Origin of the sequence: Paraniabella hibiscisoli, assembly GCF_022512515.1 — a bacterium.
GTDB classification, from domain to species: domain Bacteria; phylum Bacteroidota; class Bacteroidia; order Chitinophagales; family Chitinophagaceae; genus Niabella; species Niabella hibiscisoli.
On sequence record NZ_JAKWBK010000001.1, the window covers coordinates 2,882,496 to 2,901,619 of the forward strand.

20 protein-coding genes are annotated in these 19,124 nt (G+C 42.6%); 19 read left to right on the forward strand and 1 reads right to left on the reverse strand.

All coding sequences use genetic code 11. The features are described from left to right. The first annotated feature begins 143 nt into the window (after positions 1-143). The 8 genes from MKP07_RS18090 to MKP07_RS18125 all read left to right on the forward strand — a co-directional run bounded on the left by MKP07_RS18090 (position 144) and on the right by MKP07_RS18125 (position 5,670). Positions 144-887: a TonB-dependent receptor gene (locus tag MKP07_RS18090; RefSeq protein WP_240848430.1), complete on the forward strand. Its 744-nt coding sequence runs from the start codon at positions 144-146 to the stop codon at positions 885-887. A gap of 244 nt (positions 888-1,131) precedes the next feature. Next, positions 1,132-2,304: a TonB-dependent receptor plug domain-containing protein gene (locus MKP07_RS18095; RefSeq protein ID WP_240848431.1), complete on the forward strand. Its 1,173-nt coding sequence runs from the start codon at positions 1,132-1,134 to the stop codon at positions 2,302-2,304. Between the two features lie 250 nt (positions 2,305-2,554). After that, positions 2,555-2,920 (forward strand): hypothetical protein, encoded by a 366-nt coding sequence (locus MKP07_RS18100; protein ID WP_240848432.1) that lies wholly within the window; start codon positions 2,555-2,557, stop codon positions 2,918-2,920. Beyond that, a complete protein-coding gene (locus MKP07_RS18105) occupies positions 2,917-3,300 on the forward strand; it encodes a hypothetical protein (protein ID WP_240848433.1) in 384 nt (127 codons plus the stop codon). The genes MKP07_RS18100 and MKP07_RS18105 overlap by 4 nt, the downstream gene beginning before the upstream one ends. After that, complete coding sequence (locus MKP07_RS18110; RefSeq protein ID WP_240848434.1) at positions 3,237-3,896, forward strand: hypothetical protein; 660 nt, start codon at positions 3,237-3,239, stop codon at positions 3,894-3,896. The genes MKP07_RS18105 and MKP07_RS18110 overlap by 64 nt, the downstream gene beginning before the upstream one ends. 48 nt (positions 3,897-3,944) lie before the next feature. Next, on the forward strand, positions 3,945-4,853 hold the full coding sequence (locus MKP07_RS18115; RefSeq protein ID WP_240848435.1) for a hypothetical protein: 909 nt from the start codon (positions 3,945-3,947) through the stop codon (positions 4,851-4,853). Further along, positions 4,838-5,284 carry a hypothetical protein gene (locus MKP07_RS18120; RefSeq protein WP_240848436.1) on the forward strand — a complete coding sequence of 149 codons (447 nt, stop codon included), beginning with the start codon at positions 4,838-4,840 and terminating at the stop codon, positions 5,282-5,284. The genes MKP07_RS18115 and MKP07_RS18120 overlap by 16 nt, the downstream gene beginning before the upstream one ends. Next, positions 5,263-5,670 carry a WG repeat-containing protein gene (locus MKP07_RS18125; RefSeq protein ID WP_240848437.1) on the forward strand — a complete coding sequence of 136 codons (408 nt, stop codon included), beginning with the start codon at positions 5,263-5,265 and terminating at the stop codon, positions 5,668-5,670. The genes MKP07_RS18120 and MKP07_RS18125 overlap by 22 nt, the downstream gene beginning before the upstream one ends. A 27-nt stretch (positions 5,671-5,697) precedes the next feature. On the opposite strand, the gene MKP07_RS18130 is transcribed toward MKP07_RS18125, so the two are convergent. Continuing rightward, positions 5,698-6,984 (reverse strand): glucuronyl esterase domain-containing protein, encoded by a 1,287-nt coding sequence (locus MKP07_RS18130; protein ID WP_240848438.1) that lies wholly within the window; start codon positions 6,982-6,984, stop codon positions 5,698-5,700. Positions 6,985-7,275: 291 nt separating this feature from the next. Here MKP07_RS18130 and MKP07_RS18135 point away from each other — a divergent pair, with 291 nt between their 5' ends. The 11 genes from MKP07_RS18135 (at position 7,276) to MKP07_RS18185 (ending at position 19,121) form a co-directional block, all read left to right on the forward strand. After that, positions 7,276-7,509 carry a hypothetical protein gene (locus tag MKP07_RS18135; protein ID WP_240848439.1) on the forward strand — a complete coding sequence of 78 codons (234 nt, stop codon included), beginning with the start codon at positions 7,276-7,278 and terminating at the stop codon, positions 7,507-7,509. Between the two features lie 18 nt (positions 7,510-7,527). Then, the gene (locus MKP07_RS18140) at positions 7,528-8,328 is read left to right on the forward strand and encodes a glycoside hydrolase family protein (protein WP_317236047.1); all 801 of its coding nucleotides are present in this window, start codon (positions 7,528-7,530) and stop codon (positions 8,326-8,328) included. Positions 8,329-8,859: 531 nt separating this feature from the next. Further along, complete coding sequence (locus MKP07_RS18145) at positions 8,860-10,653, forward strand: fasciclin domain-containing protein (RefSeq protein WP_240848441.1); 1,794 nt, start codon at positions 8,860-8,862, stop codon at positions 10,651-10,653. A 38-nt stretch (positions 10,654-10,691) separates the two neighbouring features. After that, positions 10,692-11,105 carry a fasciclin domain-containing protein gene (locus MKP07_RS18150; protein WP_317236048.1) on the forward strand — a complete coding sequence of 138 codons (414 nt, stop codon included), beginning with the start codon at positions 10,692-10,694 and terminating at the stop codon, positions 11,103-11,105. Between the two features lie 21 nt (positions 11,106-11,126). Further along, entirely contained in the window at positions 11,127-14,408 is a 3,282-nt protein-coding gene (locus tag MKP07_RS18155) for a SusC/RagA family TonB-linked outer membrane protein (RefSeq protein WP_240848442.1), read from the forward strand. A gap of 35 nt (positions 14,409-14,443) precedes the next feature. Continuing rightward, positions 14,444-14,812, forward strand: coding sequence for a RagB/SusD family nutrient uptake outer membrane protein (locus MKP07_RS18160; RefSeq protein ID WP_240848443.1), 369 nt, complete (start codon positions 14,444-14,446; stop codon positions 14,810-14,812). Next, on the forward strand, positions 14,791-15,471 hold the full coding sequence (locus MKP07_RS18165) for a RagB/SusD family nutrient uptake outer membrane protein (protein WP_394803667.1): 681 nt from the start codon (positions 14,791-14,793) through the stop codon (positions 15,469-15,471). The genes MKP07_RS18160 and MKP07_RS18165 overlap by 22 nt, the downstream gene beginning before the upstream one ends. Further along, positions 15,456-15,941, forward strand: a complete 486-nt coding sequence (locus MKP07_RS18170; RefSeq protein ID WP_240850931.1) for a RagB/SusD family nutrient uptake outer membrane protein — start codon at positions 15,456-15,458, stop codon at positions 15,939-15,941. Before MKP07_RS18165 ends, MKP07_RS18170 begins: the two co-directional genes overlap by 16 nt. Positions 15,942-16,034: 93 nt before the next feature. After that, positions 16,035-16,409 (forward strand): hypothetical protein, encoded by a 375-nt coding sequence (locus MKP07_RS18175; RefSeq protein ID WP_240848444.1) that lies wholly within the window; start codon positions 16,035-16,037, stop codon positions 16,407-16,409. Further along, the gene (locus tag MKP07_RS18180; RefSeq protein ID WP_240848445.1) at positions 16,361-17,722 is read left to right on the forward strand and encodes a fasciclin domain-containing protein; all 1,362 of its coding nucleotides are present in this window, start codon (positions 16,361-16,363) and stop codon (positions 17,720-17,722) included. The genes MKP07_RS18175 and MKP07_RS18180 overlap by 49 nt, the downstream gene beginning before the upstream one ends. Before the next feature lie 40 nt (positions 17,723-17,762). Beyond that, positions 17,763-19,121, forward strand: a complete 1,359-nt coding sequence (locus MKP07_RS18185; protein WP_240848446.1) for a fasciclin domain-containing protein — start codon at positions 17,763-17,765, stop codon at positions 19,119-19,121. Positions 19,122-19,124 lie beyond the last annotated feature (3 nt).

A 19,124-nucleotide genomic window follows, 5' to 3' on the forward strand; every position in this document is an offset into this window, starting at 1 on the left:
CCCGGCCCATCTATCTGAAAAGTACCTATAATACTTTTATCGTTTCATTGGGGAACGAATATCACGCCCGCCTGCTGCAACCGCCGCGGTGTTAGTTACATAAATGCTTCAATTATTTATCAACTAACACATCATTCTACAAAATGAAAAAACTATTTCTATCAGGCATAGTCATGCTATTGGCGTGCACTGTCTATGCCCAGCACTCATTAAATATAGCTGTAAAACATAAAGACGATGGCCATCCGCTTGGCTCTGCTACCATTACCTTAAATCCGGGCAATCGCTCGGTTATTGCAGACAGTGCCGGACTGGCCTCATTTGGCAATCTTGCGGAAGGGACTTATACGATCCGGGCGAGTTATATAGGTTTTGAAGCCGTTCAGGCCAAAGTGATTATACCAAGAGCTTCTACCGAACCATTAGAACTTTTACTGGATCATGATCATGGACATGAACACGAGGAAGAAGAAGTCATCGTGACCAGTACCCGCATCAGCCGAAGCATTGCCAATACGCCTACACGTACAGAGGTTATATCCGGTGAGGAAATGGAAGAAAAAGGCAATATGAAACCTGGTGATATCAGGATGATGCTGAATGAAAGTACGGGTATTCAAACCCAGCAAACCTCGGCTACTTCATTTAACGCAGGCATCCGTATTCAGGGCCTGGATGGTCGCTATACCCAGATATTGCGTGATGGTTATCCGCTTTATTCAGGTTTTGCAGGCAGCCTTTCTTTACTGCAGATTGCTCCGTTGGATCTGAAGCAGGTGGAAGTGATTAAAGGTTCAGCGTCTACACTGTACGGTGGCGGTGCCATCGCCGGTTTGGTAAACCTGGTTTTCAAAACACCCGGCGAAAACCGGGAGCTTAATTTTTAGCCAATGGCACAACCGGCGGAGGACTGGACCTTAGCGGCTTTTACAGCGAACGATACGGTAAAGCCGGGTTAACTGTATTTGCTTCGCGAAATAGCAACAGGGCTTTTGATCCGGCAGGTATAGGTTTAACAGCTATTCCGAAATTTGAACGATATACGATTAACCCGAGATTGTTTCTATACGGAAAAAAACTACGGCCGATATAGGGGTTACCTATATTACAGAAGATCGTACCGGCGGTAGTATGGATTACATCCAAAATGGCGGAACCGGTTTTTTTGAAAAGAATAATACCGACAGGGTCACTGCTCAGTTTGGGATTGCACATAAAACGGGTGACCATGCTACTTTACAGCTGAAGAACAGCTATAGCAGGTTTAACAGGCTGATCGCAGTTCCCGCTTACAGTTTCGATGGTTTGCAGCAATCTTCCTTTTCTGAACTTACCTGGAACCGTTCGGGCGAAAAAGCGGACTGGGTAGTAGGCGCCAACGTATGGACGGAGGCCCTGAAAGAAAACAGCCAATCGGTAAGCCTGCTACGCAGCTATGATTTTAATACCTATGGCTTGTTTATTCAAAATGCGTGGACCGTTTCTGAAGCATTTGTATTGGAAACAGGTTTGAGAGGGGACTATGTTACTGATTATGGTTTTGAGCTACTGCCCAGGTTGTCCGCCATGTTTAAGATCAGCCCAAAGCTAACAACCCGGCTGGGCGGAGGATACGGCTATAAAACGCCGACCATATTTACCGAAGAAGCAGAAAGAAGGCAATTCCAGCATTTATTACCCATCGAGATCAACCGGTCTAAAAACGAACGGTCTACCGGTGGTAATTGGGATATTAACTATAGGACGAATATCGGTGAAGTCGGTTTTAGCTTCAATCATTTATTCTTCTACACAAAGCTAAACAGGCCATTGGTACTTTCGGATGCTGGTAGTGGAAATGTACAATTGACGAACTCAACCGGTTACCTGGATACAAAGGGGATGGAAACCAACCTGCGACTGACCTATGCCGATTTTAAATTGTTCCTGGGCTATACTTATACTGATGCCAACACTTATTTCAAAGATAAAGAATGGCTGCCTTTAACCGCCAGGCACCGGCTCAATAATGTATTGATGTACGAGATCGAAGAAAAGCTAAAGCTCGGACTGGAGGCTTATTATTATAGTCCGCAAAAGTTAAATGATGGCGCACAAGGTAAATCTTACTGGATCACCGGCTTTATGGCAGAGAAGCTCTGGGAGAAATTTTCCGTATTTATCAATTTTGAAAATTTCAGTAATACCCGTCAAACCCGCTTCGATTCTATATACACAGGAACTATTGATAATCCTGTTTTCAGGGATATTTATGCACCTGTTGATGGATTCGTTGTAAATGGTGGAATTAAGATCAGGTTATAATCTATCAAAAAATACTACAAGGCTGTCACTCTATGACGAGGGGGCAGCCTTTTTAATGGGTTCCGATGATGATCTGCCGATTCTTTTCAGGCTTTTGGCTACTCTTGGTTAGCGGCGCATACAAAGCTGTTAGATTGCGAATAATAAACGGGTATTAACTAAATGTAAATCCTCTTGGGACAAACCAACAATAGTTATACTTTGTGCCGGTTAATTATTGTATCGTTTGAAACTTAAATAAAAGCTGTAAATGAAATATATAGCTGTGATGTGGTTGCTGCTTATCTCTGGTTCCAGTTTGCAGGCACAATCAGTAGCAGATCTTTCTGGCATCCGGTCGTTAAAGCAATTATCAGCATGGATAGACAGTTTGAATGCAAAAAAGAATACCGGTGACGTCAACTTTGGATATGCACAGCTCGATCAGGCTTTGTGGAATGGTATCCAGGTGCATGAAGTGAGGCTGGTAGACAATGAATTGAAAATGCAAGTGCTGGCAAAAAACTCGGGTGGTGCAAAAAAGATGATCCAGGTTTTACAGGAGCAGTATAGAGATGTTATAAAAAAGAAGCTAGTTGGTCAAAAACCACCTATTCGGCGAACACGCCCGAAGTGAGCGTTGAATTGAACGTGGAAGCTGACGAGGACAAGCCACTGACAGCCAATACCGCCGCTGAACTGAAAATAAGTTTTAAGCCTGTTTATGAAGAACCGTATCCTAATATTGGAAAAAAGATCACTCTTCAGCCCAATGGTATGTTCTATTTTTTAAGCCTGGATTATTATGAAAACAATGTTCAGGTTTATCTGAATGATATATGCGTTTACAATGGATTGGGACGTTCCAGGTACGTCAATGAGAAAGAAATTAACCTCAATCCTTTTATTTTAGGCAAAGAGCAGATCAAACTGAAAATATTGATAACCCCGGATTGGATGAAAACGGGCAACCTTACACATCTATTCAAAAACGCTCTTTTGCTACCGCCGAACTAAAGAAAGGCATTTTTAAGAATGGTATTTTTGATCTGATTGAAGCCCGCGAGGTATGTAAATTCAAAGAGTATGTAACGGACACGATCAATGATGGTGATGTTCGTTATTCTTCTTATCCGGGCACTTATCAATATGGAGGTAAGCAGCTCACTGCCGCATATGATTTTGTAGCCGATGTGAGCTATCAAACGGAGGGGTGGAGCAATGGCAAAGATTTACGGCAAGACAAGAACCTGAGACAAAAGATAACAGCACTGTACGAAAAGTTGGGAAAAATTATTGGGGCTCGCGATGCTGCTGCATTAAGCGCTATAATGTACGCTACAGGAAAGGAGAAGGCGGAGGCTGACTATAATCAGAAGACTGGGGCAACTACTGATCAATGGACATTATGGATGGATATGTTCAAAGCAACCAATGTAGTAAAAATTGAGAAAGATTTTGATGTGGAAATAAGCGGAGATGGAAAACTGATCTACGCAATACCCAAAAATCAAAAAGATATGCTACGTGCAATTGGGAAAAATACCGCTACGGGTTTTACACTCTATATGTATGAAGATAAAAACAATAACGAACTGAAATTTATACGATAGCATGAAAAAATATTTCTTTTAAGTGGATTGTTTTTTTGCTGCACAACTATGCTGTTTGCGCAGTTTGAACCTGAAAAGTATAAACACCTCTCTAATGCTGAATTTGTAGAAGAGCTAAAAAATGCGGTAGAGCAAATACAGAAAATTGAGCGCTTCAGCAGCATTTTTGATGATAAGGAAGAAAAGTTTTATGCCAAAGATGAACTGGAACCAGCGTTTAAACTGGATACAGTCCTGGCTTTGCGCGTATTGAACGAGTTTCGTAATTCACATTTTCAATTGTTTTCTGCTTTTGCCGATGGTAAAGCTACACTGCAGCTTGACGATGGCGATTTTCATGGAAGCCTTGCAGGACAGGCGTACAGCATTACAATGGTACCTAAAAAAATCTACTTTTATGATGGTACTGTCGCCGACAGTGTGGCACATATAAAAATGGATTTCTCCTTCGCTGAAGAAGTGCCTTTTTTGAAACGAATTGACAGTATTGCCTGCGTCATACACCTCGATTATACCACAAAAATGGAGAAGGTGGAGGTGAATACCTTAAAGCCTTCGGCAACCTATAAAAGCAATTTTGTAAAGCTTATTAAAGCCAATAAAAATGATCTGGAGCTTATTTATAGTAAAGACCTTGATTTTGATTTGATAGAAGGTCTCAATAGCAGTGGTAATACATTGGATAGCAAAAGTTATAGTACAACAGATATTAAAAACAGGGGATTTAAAATATTTGCAGCTATCCGTACTCCGTTGGAAAAAATCATCGTAGCGGCTGAGAAAGATACAAGCCTTGACACCCCGGTATTCCAGGAAAAGTATATTGGACTGTTGGAAAAAGAATTACTCAAGGTGCCTCAAAGCGACACGATGCTTAGGGTAGGTAAATATAAGGGGGCTGTGAAAGGCGCCAGGTTTTGTTTGCTACCGCTAAAAGTAACGTGCAGGTTCCGGTGATGATACGGGCTGCGTCCTTTAGCGATGTGCATCTGGAAACAGGAAATGCTTACAGTGCATTGCTCGATAATGAAGGGAAGGAGTTAGTACGGGTAGATAAAGGTATCACTGCCATTACCTCAGGATTTTACCAGGATGAGCAAAGATTCTTTTACCTCAACCTTCCTGGTAAAAAAATGGAACCGCTGCCTTACTATTCGTTGGAAAAACTGACAGATAACTATGTTGTCGCCAAAGAGGATGAAGATGCGGACGATATTTTGATTGATAACAAAAACCAACGCCTGGGCGAGTTCGATCATATTGAAAGTTCTGAAAAAACTGTTATTGCTTTTAAAGGAGATGATGTGCTTATTATTGCGCCCGATGAGCAGCAGGTATGGCACAGGGGTGTAGAAAAATATCGGAAATGGAAAATGGTTATGCTATGATCGGGCTGAAAGGTAAATATGGATTTATAGATGCTTATGGTAAAATTGCCATTCCCGCCGAATACGAAAGTGCTGCTCCTTTTGATGATATGGATGGTTACACAAAAGACGATTTATTATTTGCTGTAAAAAAGAACGGCAAATGGGGCTTTGTAAATATGCTGAATAAAATCGTTATTCCCTTTGAATATGACGAGGTGTTGCCCTTTTCCTACGGTGTAACGATGGCGATAAAGGACAGCAGGCGTGGCTTAATTAATACTTCCAATAAAATCATAGTGCCTTTTAACAATAGCTCCAGCTTCGGTCTTTCCAAAAATTTTGGCAAGCGGAGCTATTCGCTTAGTACCGGCAGTTACGACTACACCGGTAAGAAGGAGAAGTAGTATGTAGGAGCAGATCTCATTAGCCGGTTAAAAATGCTTTTGCATAAAGCGGATGAACACCTCATAGTCTTCTGGCAAAATAGTGTGCCCTCCCTGGTGCATATAATAGCCCAGGGCATTAAGCATCGTTGTATCTCCGGCAACTGGCATGGACGTTTTATTCAGGCCTTCCTGCTGCAGTAGGCGATACACGGGTTCTGCTGCCCGCGCAGCAAGAAACTCTCCTTTCGGATCGGAAAAATAATCTTCATTTCCTGTTTGTAATAGTAACGGGCGTGGCGCAATCAGTGAAATCAGCATATGACTATCCATAGGCAGTTCCGCTACCCGTTTAGAGAATGAGTGATAATTGGGTGCAAACTGGTAGTAGTAGCGACCGGTATCCGTAATCATTTGAATGGTTTCTCCATAATTACGACGACTCAGGGCAGCGCCACCTTCGCCCGATATACTTGCGATGATTAGCGAAAAACGCGTGTCACGGGCGCCCGTCCATAAAGCAGTTTTACCCAGGCGGGAAGCGCCATTTAGTGCAATACGTTGTTGATCTACCTGTTTGTCTGTTTCTAAATAGTCCATGATACGACTAAGACCCCAGCTCCAGGCAGATATAGCACCCCATTCATTTGCTGCAAAGTTTTGCTGTCCTGCCTGTAAGAACTGATTTCTTACACCATGGACAAGTCCTCCTTTAAAATCAGGCTCCATATCTCCATAATAAACAGTAGCATAACCAATGCCTGCGGCTATCAATTTTTCAACAGGTACTTTTTTCGCGTTGGAGTTGGTTTGAAGTATACGATGTCCTTTTTCCCAGGCCATGCCCGGTTGAAGCGAAGAGTCATCTACTGCCATAGCATTAGTTACAAAAGAAATACCCAGCAGCAGTGGCGAGGGCCTGCTGGCTTTGGCAGGCAGGTAGTAGAGTAAGAAGGCTTTTGGGCCGCTTGTGTCTTTTGAAAAATAGATCGTTACCTGTTTGCGAATAGCTTTCCCGCCGAATGCATCGGCATTAGCTTCCGTGATTTTATATGAAACCGGATGCAGTGGTTCAGGCGACTTGCCAAATTGCAGGTTTTCGAAAAGTGAAAGTACTTCGGGTCTTCTTTGGCTCATCCATTGTTGAGCTGTAGTAACTTTTTGGCCTTTACTGAATAGTAGCGGATCTGGAAGTGTGTAGCTATTAACAGAGTCTTCATGATAGTTTACATGAACCCCTGCAATGATTTGAGAAAAGTTAGGCTTTTGCTGGCTTTGTGCATCGTAAGCAACGCATAGTAAATAAAACAGGCAAAATGCTATGGTTATCTTCATCTTTAATTGTTAAGGTAAAAAATGGCGAAGCTTTTAAAAGGTAAGTGATATAATCAGGCTGTCAGCTAAAATAGTAAAAGAAACTTATATTAAGCGATAAGGCTCATTAAAGCAAGCGTTAGTTTAGTTTCGCATAAAGGAACGGCTATGCAAGCTATACGATTTGCCGCCTCTTACATGTCGATATTTGTATTCAGGATAGTTCAGGATAGTCAGATTTCTACTGGTCTTTAATTTCATTTGTTGATAAACTTTCTAACCTACGGTCGTCAAATATTCACAAAAAGCTGTATGAGAATAAAAGTGATAGGGTTTTTAGGTTGGTTGGCGATCGCCAGTTTGAGCGTAGCGGCGCAGGCGAAAAAGACTGCTGCTGCCGCTTGGGAAAAAGCGGAATACCTGATGGTGTATTTTAAAGATGACACACATAGCATTCATTTTGCAGTTAGCAAGGATGGGTATAGGTTTTCAGATGTAAATGGCGGGCGACCGGTTATTGGCGGGGATACGATTGCTGTACAATAGGGGATTCGCGACCCCTACATCATGCGTGGTGCAGACGGTTATTTTTATGTGACCATGACTGATCTGCATATTTTTGCAAAAGAAATAGGTTATCGCGATACTGAATGGGAGCGCCCGGCAGCACAATATGATTGGGGTAATAACAAGGGTTTGGTACTAATGAAAAGCAAAGATCTGTTGCATTGGACGCATACTCGGGTTAATATGGATCGACAGTTTCCCGAACTAAACATTGGTTGCGCCTGGGCTCCCGAACTCATCTATGATCAGCAGCTGCGCAAAATGATGATCTATTTTACTATGCGTTCAGGAAAAGGAAAAACCAAATTATACTATTCCTACCTGAATAAGGATTTTACCCGGCCGGAAACCAAACCTAAGATACTGTTTGAATATCCGGATACTACGCGACAGATACTGGATGCTGACATTACCCGGCTACCTGATGGCCGTTATTGTATGATGTATGTGGCACAGGAAAATCCCAGCGGTATTAAAATGGCTTTCTCCCAATACATCAACAAAGGTTACCAATACCAGCCCGACCAGGTTGATTTTGAATCCAGGTCCTGCGAGGCGCCGCATGTATACCAGCTGATTGGTAAAAACGAGTGGATATTGATGTACGATATTTTTGGCATCAAACCGCATAATTTTGGTTTTGCCCGAACCACAGATTTTAAAACCTTTACTCATCTCGGGCGATTTAATGAGGGTATAATGAAGACTGATAATTTTACTTCACCCAAACATGGTGCAGTAGTACAGCTAACGGACACGGAAATGGAACGTCTGGGACAATATTATAAGGGGCGTTAATAGTAGTCAAATAAATGGTTGCTGCTACCACTTTCTATTGCGATAAGGAAGTCTATGGCTGTTTTACAGGTTTAGGCCGAACAAGATACAACAGGATGGTTGCCTTTTTACAAGCGTTACTTTCGACTCGTACGATTGGTAAAAGAGGCTTTTTGCAGATTTTAGCAAGATTTGCCGAAATACAGGATGCAACAGGATAGTAAAAAATAAAGGCTTTTTTATTTTCGTAACAAGACGATTAAAAATAGGGAACGGTTGCAGAGAAAAACGAAGCATAACAATAGAAGTTAAACAAAACAACTGGGATTAATTTCCTGATATTTTAAAGATTGCAGGCGGTAACGTTACCCGGCAGGCTCATCAGCTATGCCTCAGTTATTGCTCGTGCCTAAAAATACAAAGATGACACGCTTGGTAACTCACTTTTTACATAGAGGAATGAATGCAGAGCGTTCCCTGCCCGTGCAGTCAAACGGGCAATCATTCCAAAAATATCAGACCGCCGGAGCGGACCAATTAAAAAATACGCGAATGAAAAACTGGATTTTTAAAGGTGCTGCTGTTTGCCTGTTAGCCTTTTTCGTAGCAGGATGTAGAAAGTCTACCTGGGACGAGTTCTATGCCAAACCAGACAATCTGGCCAAACCGATCTATACTGTTTTGAAAGAGCGTGGTAATTTCACGAATATCCTTGCGGCCATTGATAAGGCCGATTATACTCGCACTCTGGACGCAGCGGGATACTGGACATTTTTCGCTCCTGATGACGATGCATTCAAAACCTATCTGGCTGAAAAGGGTGTAAGCAGTGTTAGCCAGTTGAGTGCTGAAGAATGCCGCAATATTGTCACCTACAGCCTCGCCTACTATGCTTATAAGAAAGACCGGATAGACGATTACCAGGCTACCACCGGCTGGATCGCAGACCAGGCTTTCAGAAGGAGAACGGCTAATTACAAAGGGGTATATGAGGAAACCAGCTTTGCCGGCACCAAAATGAAAGCCATAGGGGCAAACCGTAATAATACGGGCGCGTTAAACTTTGTGGTGAATGATAATAACTATAAATACATTCCCTATTTCGCAGAGGGTTTTATGAAAGCGAAAGGCTTGAACGCTTCAGACTATAATTATTTTTATCCAAACACTGCATATACTGGTTTTAACGTGGCAAACGCGCAGGTAAAAGAAGCCGATATCAATGCAGAGAACGGGGTTATTCATATCGTAGATAAAGTCATTTCTGCGCTTCCTTCAATCGAAGAATACATAAAGAATAATTCGGATTACAGCCTTTTTAGAAACCTTTACGAAAAGTATATGGTGTCTTATGTGCTCAATCCTTCCATCACCCGTAATTACCAGGTAATGAATGGAGGGGCTGAACAAGTATTTACTAAAGTATATAACTCCTCACTGGCCTATTCTTTAAACAACGAAAGTTACCTGATTGCGCCACCTAATAATGATGCACAGCAGGGAAGCTATAGCATTTTTGCTCCGAAGAACGATGTGTTGCAGGCCTATATTGATACCGTGTTGCTGGAGCATTACAATTCACTGGATGATATGCAACCTTCTATTATCTGGGATTTTTTAAATGCCCACATGTGGCAGAATGCCGTTTGGCCCAGCCAGTTCAAAACAACCTTCAACTTCGTTGGAGAAGAAGCCCGTTTTGACCCCGCGACCAATATTATAGATAAAAAAGTATTAAGCAATGGTATTTTCTATGGTACCAATAAGGTGCAGGATGCGAATATCTTCTCCAGCGTTTACGGTAAAGCTTATCTCGATCCAAAGTATTCGATGATGACCGCCTTACTCAATTTGGAGCTACGGTCTTCCATTTCGAACATCTATAATAATTACACCATTTTCATGATTAGTAATGATATGTTTAATGCTGCAGGATACACAGCGGATCCATTGGTGAGTACTACGGTTATTGACCAGTGGCGTTTTACTCCGCCTCCCGGATCAACAGCAGCAGCTGTTACAGGTAATTCTGCCAGAGTGCGTTTGCAGCGTATCCTGAATTTACATGTAATTCCCAATAAGGTATTGTCCAGCTTAAGCGAATCGGATATCGCAATGTCTTACGGCGGAGAGTATGTTAAATACAGTAATAACTCCGTTGCTACTGCTGGAAATTTAGATTCACTTGGGATGCCTGCCGTTGTTAGCGCAGGTGAAAATGCGAAAAACGGAAGGGTCTATTATGCAAACCGTATTTTAGATTTCAGTGAGGAAACTGTTGGGCAGGATATAGAAAGACTGGGCAGTCCCACGGCGTCACCTATGAACTTTTTTGGAGGTATCTGAGCAATAGCACAGCACTCTGGAATAATGCCACCAAGCTTATTGCCGGTGTAGCCAACGGATCTTTTTATACTTTATTTATTCCTAATAATGCAGCTATACAAAAGGCGGTGAACGAAGGCTTTTTGCCTGGCACAGGAACAGCTCCCAATAAAGTGCCCAATTTTAATCCTGCAAGCGAACTGGAGCGGCAGCAGGTTGTACGCTTTATTCAGTACCATATTCTGGACAAACGCAATATTGGTGCTGATGGAGTAGAAAGTGGCGCCATGACTACGGTCTTGAAAAATAATCTCGGAGAAGCTACTACCATATTTGTGAACAACACGCGGGGTAACCTGCTCCTTTCAGATATGAACGCTCGCACTGCTAACTCGATACCCGCTAACAGCAATCTTTTGGCAAACAGGGCTACCATTCACTTAATTGACAATTACCTGCAATTCATTTATTAATCAAGACTGATTGAAATCGTTATGAGCGTACTTCTAAAAAATATAATACCCATCCTGATAATGCTGATGGCTGGCAGTTTGCAGTCGATGGCACAGGATGAAGGAGGAGCAACCCTACTTAGGGGAAAGGTTATTGATAAAGCTACTAAACAGCCTTTGGAAGGCGCTTCGGTATCGGAACAGGATAAGGAAGGGCGTATTATCAAATCAACTTCTACCGATGTGGAAGGGAATTTTGTGCTCAGGATCACCAATCCACAGGATTCGATATCCGTAACCTATATCGGTTATAAAACTTTTATGGCACCTATCAGAGGACGTACTACCCTAAATGTTCAGCTGGAAGACGATGCGAGAAGCGGAGACGAAGTAGTTGTAATCAGCCAGCGTAGAACCAGCAATGGCTTGAATGATATCAATGAGCGGGATTTGACTACCTCGGTAGGCCGTATCAATGCGGAAGCTATGGAAGAAATGGCCGCCACCTCCATCGATCAGGCCCTGCAGGGGCGTTTGTCTGGGGTGGATATTACCGCTACAAGTGGTGATCCGGGTGCTGCCATGAATATCCGCATTCGTGGTGTGTCTTCTTTGAGCTCAAATGGTAATCCGCTGATCGTATTGGATGGGATGCCTTTCGAAACAGAAATTCCCAGTGATTTTAACTTTGGAGCAGCTGATGAGCAGGGTTATGCCAGCTTATTAAATATATCTCCTGCTGATATCAAAGACATTACAGTGCTGAAGGATGCGGCTGCAACAGCGGTTTGGGGAAGCCGGGCCGCTAACGGGGTGTTGGTAATTACCACCAAGCGCGGTCGCGTGTCTAAACCGACAGTTATGTATACCATGAAAGCCAATACTTCATTCAGGCCGGCCGCTATCCCTATGCTCAATGGGGATCAGTACTCGACCTTGATCCCTGAAGCGGTGATGAATCGTTTAACGGGTTTAAGTACTTTGAATTATGTAAACAGTCAGGAGTTTAACTATGATCCTTACAGCCCCTACTGGTATTACAATTATAGTAATAATACGAATTGGGTGGATGAGATCAGCAGACAGGGCTATCTGCACGATCACACGGTAAGCTTGAGCGGTGGTGGTGAAAAAGCACGGTACTTCGCGTCTATAGGTTATCTGGGACAAACCGGTACGGTAGTGGGTAATGATCTTCAAAGAATGAATGCCCGTATTAACCTGGATTATAATGTGTCGAATAAATTGCAGATTTTTACCAGTATTGCTTATACCTATACAGACAGAAACCGAAACTATACCGCAAATGACGAAGGGGCGATACGTAATGTGGCTTATTTGAAAATGCCCAACATGAGTGTGTTTGAGTATGATGAATTTGGTAATCTTACTACCAACTATTTATCACCAGCTTCTAATATTCAGGGGCAGTATAGCCGTATTTATAACCCTTTAGCCATGGCTACACAGGCAATTTATTCTGTGCTAGGTAATAGGATAGTGCCGCGTTTTCAGTTAAAATATACTATTATAAAGGGGGTTCTTACTGCCAGTGCCGATGTACAGTTTGATATCAATAGCACTAATAACAGCAGCTTTCTGCCACAGATAGCAACGGGGCGCCCTAATACGGAAACAGTGGTAAACCGTTCTTACAATGGTGATATTGATGGTTTCGGTGTTACTACACGCACCAGTTTGAATTACACGCCTAAACTTAAAAATAGAGATCATGTAGTTATGGCATTTGCCAATTTATTCACCGGCGATTACACCAGTAACTCCCAGGAGGTAATGAAATCAAATGCATTCTCATCATTACTGGTAGATATCACTGCCGACGGGCGTACCCAAAATGCTGAATTGCAGGCAGCGTCCCGCCTAACTCAGAACAGGACGATAGGAGCTGTGGTACAGGCGCAATACGGATTTAAAGATAAATACCTGATTAATGGTAGTTTACGGGGCGATGGTAGCTCCCGCTTTGGTAGCGCCAATCGCTATGGCTTGTTTCCTGGTGTGTCCATGCGTTATAGAATTTCAGGGGAGAATTTCTTCAAAACACTGAAATTCTTAGATGATCTGAGCTTCAGGGCTAGCTATGCCCAATCGGGTAATGCACCCCGAACGGACTATAGTTTTTTTAATACTTACAACACGGTTAACTGGAGTTACCAGGGACAAAGTGGTGTTTATCCTTCTTCAATGGAATTAAGCAATCTTCGTTGGGAAACAGTAGTGGGAAGAAACCTGGGGCTTAATATTTCCTTATTTGGCGGACGTGTCCGTTCTGATATTGATGTATATTTCAATCAAACCAAAGACCTTTTTTCGAACAATTTGCGGATTGGTTCTTACACAGGTTATACGGCGATCAATATGAACGTAGGGACCATGGAAAACAGGGGATGGGAATTTGCCCTTTGGACACAGCCCTACAAAACCAAAGAGTTAGTGATAGGCTTCGACTTCAATATCTCTCAAAACGAAAATATTATCACCGAAATTTCGCCCTACTATCCAATGGAAAAAGGAAATATGAATGCGCCCGGTAATTACCTCGCGGTTTTACAAATGAACAATCCTTTCGGTTCCTTTTATGGATACAGATTCAAGGGGGTATATAAAGATAAAGAATCAACTATTGCCAGGGATGCTAACGGTAATGCTATTATAGGTCCTAATGGACAAACCGTTTATATGCGCTTTGCCTATCCAACGGTGGATTATATGTTTCAACCCGGCGATGCCATGTATGAGGATATTAACCACGACGGTAATATCGATTATAAGGATGTTGTATATCTGGGTAATAATAATCCACGATTGTATGGTGGATTTGGTCCCAATGTAAGCTGGAAAAATGGCATGTGGCGCTTATCGGCCTTCTTTAATTATCGTTATGACGTGGATGTGGTAAATGGAACTAAAATGAATACGACCCGTATGAATGGTTACGATAACCAAAGCACAGCCGTGCTGAGGCGCTGGCGTAACGAGGGTGATATTACCGATATACCACGTGCCGTACAGGGAACTTCCTACAACTGGCTGGGTAGCGATAAGTATGTCGAAGATGCATCTTTCCTGCGTTTCAGAACCATTACCCTGCGTTACACCGTTCCACCGGTTAAGTTGCGCAGAGTAGGTTTTAAATCATTGAGTGCTTATTTAACGGCTGAAAATCTATACACTTTTACCAATTACACTGGTCAGGATCCGGAAGTGAGTATGCCTGGTGGAGATGCTTTTAAAATTGTAACCGATAACTCTATGACACCTCCAAGTAAAAACTTTACCATTGGATTGGTCGCTGGGTTTTAAAGAAAAAGGAATTAATTACTTAAGAAAATAGTCAGATGAAAAAAGATATACTAATACGATTCTTGCTGGCAACATTAATAATGGTTAGTCTGGCCGGTTGTAACAAGTGGCTGGATCTGAAGCCGCGTGACGGTATTGTAGGCGATGAGTTTTGGCAAACGAAAGAGCAGGTAGATGCAGCGGTTACTGGTATATATGCTTCTATACAGGCAAGCACGGTAAATGGAGGTCGTGCCCTTACAGATTACATGTTTGTTTGGGGTGAAGCACGCGCGGATATGGTTACCATCGGTAACCGCACCAGCCCCGACGAGCAGGATATGATCAATATCAATATGACCCCAATAATGCGTTTTCCGACTGGGCAGGGTTTTACAGAACCATCAACTACTGTAATGTGGTGATCGATCTGGCGTCTGGGGTATTGCAAAAAGATAATACATTTACCCAGCAACACCTGGATCGGTCAGTGGGCCAGGCCCTTGCCTTACGAGCCTTGATGTATTTCTACCTGGTGCGCACTTTTAGAGATGTGCCTTTCAAATTAGATGCCACGGTAAGCGATGCCAAAATTACACCAATTCCTAAAACGGGTGCTGATACAATTTTGAACCAGCTGGTAGCTGATTTGAAACAGGCAGAATCTAAAGTACCCGTTACCTACGGTGGTACAGCCGCCTTCAATAAAGGCCGAGTGACCAAATATGGAGTTAACGCTATTCTTGCAGATGTTTATCTGTGGATGGATAAATACGCAGAGGCTGCTGCCGAATGCGATAAGATTATCAATGCTAACGAGTTCAGGTTGGTGCCCGGAAATCAGTTCTACAGCATTTTTCTTACCGGTGCGTCCGAAGAAACGATTTTTGAATTGCAGTATGACGAGCAGGTATTAAATCCTTTTTACAATATGCATACGCCTAATCAGAAAAGATGGGGCGGCGCTTTGCACTTGCCCGAGCAGGTATTTGGGCTCGACCTGGTAAATGCTACACCACTAATGGATTACCGGGGTGAGAATGCAGCTTACAGAGAGGGGATTTTAGCATATGGAAGTTTGTAGGCGCGGATAATAACGGAGATGATTTCAGAACCTTAGATCAGTCATTCGCACCCTGGGTTTTTTACCGCTATGCTGATGCTTTATTAATGAAGGCAGAAGCCATCAATCAGCTCAATCAGCCTTTAGAAGCTTCACGACTGGTTAAAACCATCAGGGAAAGAGCTAGAGCTTTGGATATAATGCCGATGGACAGCACGGATAAATCCGCTATGACTAATTTTATAGTTGAGGAGAGGCAGCGCGAGTTTGCATTTGAAGGTAAGCGTTGGTTTGATTTACTACGCAACGCCAAAAGAAATAATTACGAGCAACCGGCATTTTTAACAAACGCAGCTGCGCTAAGCATCGCGCCCAGTCTGCAGCAAGCGGCTTTTAATAAACTCAAAGATCCCAATAGTCATTATATGCCTATTTATTTTTATGAAATAAGCAGCAATCCATTATTGGTGCAAAATCCGTTTTACCGATAAGAATATTGAATATACACAGGAAGATTTCTAAAATTCAAAGTACCTGCTCTCCCTATTCGCAGGCATTTGATAAAACAAGAAAAACTCAGGCAGATGAAACAATATATTAGATTACTACAACTGGTGGGAATAATTGCTATAGCCGGTTTGCTGTTAACGGCTTGTAAGAAAACGCAATACGATTTAGCTACTACTGCCGATAGAAATATTACCGGCTATTTGAGCGAACGACCAGACTCTTTCTCTCTGTTTAAAGAAATCCTGGATGTGACAGGCTCGGCCGCTTATCTGGATGCTTATGGTGCTTATACGTTTTTTGCAGTAACCAATGATGGCGTTAAGCGCTGGATGGATTCAACCGGTATATCGTCCATTGCAGCGGCTGACGTGAATGTTCTAAAAACCTGGTGCGTTTTCATTTGTTGGAAGATACTATCAATACCAGCCAGTTCACAGATGGAAAGCTAAAAACGGCAACCATGTATGGACAATTTCTAATTACAGGCGTGAGTTTTGTAAATGGTGTATCATCTTTTACAGTAAACCGGCAGGCAAGAATTTTGAGTTCTAATATCAGAGTGGGGAATGGTATTATGCATATCGTTGATCGTATGCTAACGCCGGCAGCCCGCACTATTGCGCAAGAAATAGAAGCCAACCCTGATTATTCTATTTTTACCCAGGCTTTAAAGGAAACTGGTTTTTATGATCAGCTTAATAAGATTGATGCTGATACATCCAAACGCTGGAGAACAGTGATTGCCGAAAGCAATCAGGCCCTGGCTGATAGCGGTTATAACTCTTATGCTGCATTAAAAGCCAGGTATAGCCAGTTGGGTAATCCTATGAATTCAAAGGATAGCCTCAATATGTATGTAGCCTACCACATCATCAATGGTCTTTATTTCCTCGGTGATATCATCAATTTTAACGCTCAGTTGACGCTGTTGCCTGAAGAAGTGATCACTATTAAACATCAGAACCAGGAAGTAATATTGAATGAAATGGAATTTAATGGCGTGTTGGAAAAAGGAGTTACTTTACTGCGCCCTTCCAGCGATAATTCTGCAACTAATGGTGTATGGCACAGCTCCAATGGACATACCATGGCTAAGTTCAGGAAACCTCAGGCTCTTTATTGGGATGTGGCGATGTTCCCGGAACTGATGAACCAGCCGGCTTACTTTCGGCGACAGTCTTTTTATTTTCCGCGCCCAACCGCTACCGATAAACCTATAGCAAGCATCGACTGGGATTGGAAGGCTGCAAGTTCGGGTATTCAATACTTCTATGGCGGAACCGGTACCCCGGATATATTTAATGTGAACCGGGATCGGATAGCGCTAAATTTCGGCGGTCCTAATAGAGCAACATGGGCAGAATTCAAAACCCCCACCATTATTAAAGGACGATACAAAGTATGGATATGCTACATCGCACAAACTGCATCACTTACCAATGTGTTTGTAAACGGTATACCCATGTCCCGCCAGGTAGATTTTTCAGATGGAGCAGGCCGAATGCCTGCGGGTACACCGGAGGAAAGAGAGTCTATCGGATGGAAAAACTATGTAACATCCAACAGCCCCAACAGACATAATGCAAGGTTGGTGGGTATTGTAGATATTGCTACTACTGGTGTTCAAACAGTGCGTTTCGAATCAGTAAGCGGCACGGGTAATAACGCACTTCAATTGGATATGATTCACTTTATACCTGTGGATGAAAACCAAATAGTGCCCAGGTTTGCACCAGATGGATCGATGTCATACATACCGTAATAAGACCAAAATAAAGTCATTGAATTGAAAAAATAATTAGATGTATAATCAAATTAAAAACCTCTTTTTGATAGCGGGTGTTAGCCTTTTGCTACTGAATAGTTGTAAGAAATGGGAAGATCATAACGGGATTACAGATGATCATATTGCACAAAACCTGTTTGAGCGTATACAAGGCAATCCAGACCTCAGTAGTTTCGCAGGTTTGCTCGCAAAATCCGGCTATGCCGATACACTTGCATCATCAAGGGTATTTACTGTATATGCACCTAGTAATGCAGCTTTAAGTTCTGTTGCGGCATCTTTGGAAAGTGATATGGCAGCTTTAAAGCAGTTTGTGGCCAATCATATAGCTAACCAGGCCCGGTATGCACAGTCAACAGAAGGACTGCAGCGTATCCCTGTGTTGAATGGTAAATACCATAATTTGAGCGCAATAGCGATAGATGATGTGATTTTTTCGTCTAAGGATCTTGCAGCTCAAAACGGGGTGGTGCAGGTAATAGGAGCTCCATTGTTGGTACTGAATAATACATGGGCTTTTGCAGAAACAGATGCGCGTATGCCTGTATTGCAAAAAGTAGCGATGGTAGACTCTTTAGGTAGCCTTTTTCGTACCCGGGCACATAATCTGAGAGATGAGTCCAAAAACTTTACCCTTTTTGTATTGCAGGATGGCGCTTGGCAATCTGAAATTAACAGGTTTAAGCCTTTTAGTAATGTGCCAGGTAATGCCGACAGCACTATCAAAGTAGCGGGATGGCTGGTAGTTAAAGACCTGGCAGTAGATACTTTATACAAGACGGCTGCAGATATCCCTGATACAATCATTTCTCGTTCGGGTGTAAGAGTCGGCATTGATAAAAGCGCCATTGTATCCAGCGTTAAAACAAGCAATGGAGTGGTGTATATCATGAATAAACTGGAAGTGCCTTTTCGTAATAAATTCAGAGATATTATTGTAGAAGCGGAAAATTACACATCTGCCAGTGCCAACAGGTTGAGTAATACTTATATCAGGGAAAAACGCGATTCGGCTACTGGTGGCACTTTCAAGGACGTATTGGTTTATAATCATGGTCTGGCCCAATTCAACCTGCGTTATAGGCTTACGGAAGTGCCTGCTGTAAAGTACAGGGTATATTGGATGGCCTTAAACGATAATATCAATAATATGACAGCGCCTTTTACGCAAAAAATTGGAGTGGATTCTTTCAATTCACCCCTGCCTGCTTATGTTACGGTGCCCCTGAATACCTATGCGGAGCAATTGGCTGGTGAATTTACCTTAACCAATTTTCGACCCGGGTTCAACCTGTTTTTAACAGCAGCAAACAATGCTACAGCCAATACGAGTGCGATTGTGTGTAACTATATCAGACTGCAGCCGGTATTCTAACCC